At 59.4% G+C, this 2757-nt stretch carries 2 protein-coding genes and 1 pseudogene; 1 reads left to right on the forward strand and 2 read right to left on the reverse strand.

What is annotated here, in order from left to right:
* Window positions 1-106: 106 nt before the first annotated feature.
* Together NMG80_RS28295 and NMG80_RS28300 are read right to left on the reverse strand one after the other, a co-directional pair.
* Window positions 107-393: pseudogene (locus tag NMG80_RS28295) on the reverse strand (GIY-YIG nuclease family protein).
* 1010 nt (window positions 394-1403) lie between these two features.
* Window positions 1404-2300: an ATP-dependent DNA ligase gene (locus NMG80_RS28300; protein WP_254021159.1), complete on the reverse strand. Its 897-nt coding sequence runs from the start codon at window positions 2298-2300 to the stop codon at window positions 1404-1406.
* Between the two features lie 71 nt (window positions 2301-2371).
* On the opposite strand from NMG80_RS28300, the gene NMG80_RS28305 reads away from it, so the two are divergent.
* The gene (locus NMG80_RS28305; RefSeq protein WP_254021160.1) at window positions 2372-2560 is read left to right on the forward strand and encodes a DUF3606 domain-containing protein; all 189 of its coding nucleotides are present in this window, start codon (window positions 2372-2374) and stop codon (window positions 2558-2560) included.
* Window positions 2561-2757: the final 197 nt, after the last annotated feature.

Consider the following 2757-nt stretch of genomic DNA (forward strand, 5'->3'; position numbering starts at 1 on the left):
TGACGCACTCATCCCAGGGCGGAGAAAGGAGCGAAGCGACGCAGCGTAGACCCTGGGATCCATGCCGTTACCTCACGGCAGTGCACTGCGGCCCAGAACCGAACGCCTACCACCCCGTCCCGCGAAAAAGCTCGAACCACTCTGGTTTGGTCTTCTCGATCAGCTCGATCTCCATTGGCGCGGCCAGCGCTTCAGCGACTTCTCGCGCTGGATGGCGTCGCGAATGTCGAAACGTTCCTCGTACCAGACCACACGCTGCACGCCGTAGCGGCTGGTGAAGCGTGAGCCCTAGCCGGATCTGTGCTCCGGCATGCGGCGGCCGAGATTGTTGGAGACGCCGATGTAGATCGTGCCGCGCTTCTGGCTCGCGGTCATGCAGGCATAGCCGGTCATGGGGGAAGGGTAACGAGCACCGTTGCGGATGCAAGCGCCGTTCTGGGCCGCTGCATTCTTCGGCTTGGGTAACGGCATGGATCCCAGGGTCTCCGCGACGTCGTTTCGCTCCTGCTCCGCCCTGGGATGACGAAGACGTGGTGGCCCGTGGCCAGCGTCAGAGATGGTGGCTGCAGGGCGACCGAATTACGGTGACAGTGCACTTTTTGCCCCATCTTTGCTCGGCTGTCGCTGCGACTAAATCGAACGCATGGCTCAACTTGCATTGCGTCGCCGCCGCTGTCGGCAGTAGGGACTAGTCCCTTCCAGATGGTCGGCACCGCTGAGAGGATCAATTCGTCGAGATCGAACACTGAACTACTTGACCCGTTGCTTTGTCACGAACCCTTTTCGAAAACACGCGATGAAGGCCGATTGCGCGTGATTTAGCTTCACTGCTCGCAACGTAATCGGGAGTGCCGACATGCATTACCCAGCGAATGTCTCTGGGGACAGGTTGCCACGTAACTTTTGATCCATAGGCCGCTTTGCCCGGAGCTGTGCTATCGAACCGGCAGTCGATTGCTGCGGGCATCATGCCTTTCTTAGCCATTGCTTGGTCAACCCTGTCAAAATTTGACTTCGTAAGCCATCCATCCGCACCGCTAGTGGAAACTGTAGTGCACCCTGCCAGAGCTATGCTCGATATAAAAAGCCCGATCGCCAATGCGCTGCCTGAGGATGATCGCCGATTGCCATCCTGATTCTGTTTCATACCCGCCCCTCAGACTGAAAGTAGTTCAGACAGATAGGACATCGGCGCAAAACAAGGCAAGGTCCCTTTTCTTAGTATTTCTACTAATTCTTGCAGCGAAGCACGCGGCAGATCTTCCTTGCCATGCAAGTGCTTCACGCAGCCGACCATCCCCGGTTTGCCACTGTGTCGCCGGCGTCTTCATCCCACGATAGTGCCGCGTGCCTAGCCTGGCGATCATCGACCGTCGAGCGACTAAGCTGATGCCCAGACGACGCTACTCGTCGTCACCGAAACCCAGCAGCGACGCATTGCGTATGTGGCTGTGGTCGCCGCGAAGGTGCTTGATGCGCAGCTTCACCCCGGGCCTGAGCCATTGTGTCCCTGGCCGTTTCTTCATCGCCTCTGGCGGCGGCCCGGCGTGCTCCCGAACCCGCCTCAACAGCCGCTCCTTCATGTCGCGGCCCAGGCTGATCAGGGCGGTACCGATATATTTCCCGGTGCCGGGCTGTGCCAAAAGGGCGAAGGCTGCCTCGCCGGGCTGGCGCTCGACGCCCAATAATTCGAATTCATCGACCGTGAAGCTCTTGGTCTTCAGCCAGTTCGAAGTCAGGCCGCTGCGGTATTTGCTGTCGGCGCGCTTCGAGACAATGCCCTCAAGCTCGACCTCCTCGACGAGGTGGAAAAGCGACTGCGCGTCACCAGGCAGGGCCTCGCTGAACCGAATCCGGCTGTGCGGCTTGATGATACCGCTGAGAATTTCGCGGCGCGCCTTGCAGCCGATGTCGCGCAGATCCTGGCCGTTGAGGTGCAGAATGTCGAATGCGCACAGGTACATGCCGTATGGATTGTTGTCGACGGCGTTCTGGAGCGCGTTGAAGTCGGGCATGCCGGCCTTGTCGGTGACGACCGCCTCGCCGTCGATGATGGCGTTCTTGACCTCAAGCTCCGCCGCAGCTTCCACGATGCCCAGATATTTACGCGTCCAGTCCTTACCGGTTTCGGCATAGACGCGGATATCCTCGGGGCTGTTGATAATGATCTGGGCGCGGTAGCCATCCAGCTTGATCTCATGAATCCAGTCGTCACCCTCGGGCGGCATGGCCACCAGCCTGGGCTCCATCGGGGGAATGAACTCTAGCCGGCCGGTGCCGGCCTCTGCCCGCCTACGCATGGAACCCAGTCTAGGCCAGCGGCGTATATTAGCCATAGTGAATATGGCGAAATTCTAAAAGGACGTGCGATATGGCAGACGACAAAAGCAAACGCGACTTTCGCGACCGCAACAAGATATCGGCGGACGATGATTATGAAGTGAACTTTTTCGCTCTGCAGAACAACATAACGCCGGAGCAGGTGCGCGAGCTGATCCGCAAGCACGGCAACGATCGGGCAACCCTGACCGCCGCCGCGAAGGCATTGCCGGCACAATGATGACCAAACGCTCAGACCTGGGGCCGCCGATCGCCGGCTGGTCATTGGCTATTTCCCTACGATAGGCAGAAAAGCCGCGCCCCGTGGTGGGGAAGAGGACGCGGGCTGATCGGAGGGACGAGCCGATCTCGCAGCATGTCTGCACAGGAAACAATGCTGCGGAAGCCGAACTTTCGTAACCGGGGCAAAACCGGTGG

The sequence above is a fragment of the Mesorhizobium escarrei genome (genome assembly GCF_935825525.1).
Classification (GTDB): Bacteria; Pseudomonadota; Alphaproteobacteria; order Rhizobiales; family Rhizobiaceae; genus Mesorhizobium; species Mesorhizobium escarrei.

Excerpts from the sequence above, each read along its gene's own strand:
- NMG80_RS28300 (WP_254021159.1), bottom strand. The coding sequence starts at position 2,300 with ATGCGTAGGCGGGCAGAGGCCGGCACCGGCCGGCTAGAGTTCATTCCC.
- NMG80_RS28305 (WP_254021160.1), top strand. The coding sequence starts at position 2,372 with ATGGCAGACGACAAAAGCAAACGCGACTTTCGCGACCGCAACAAGATA.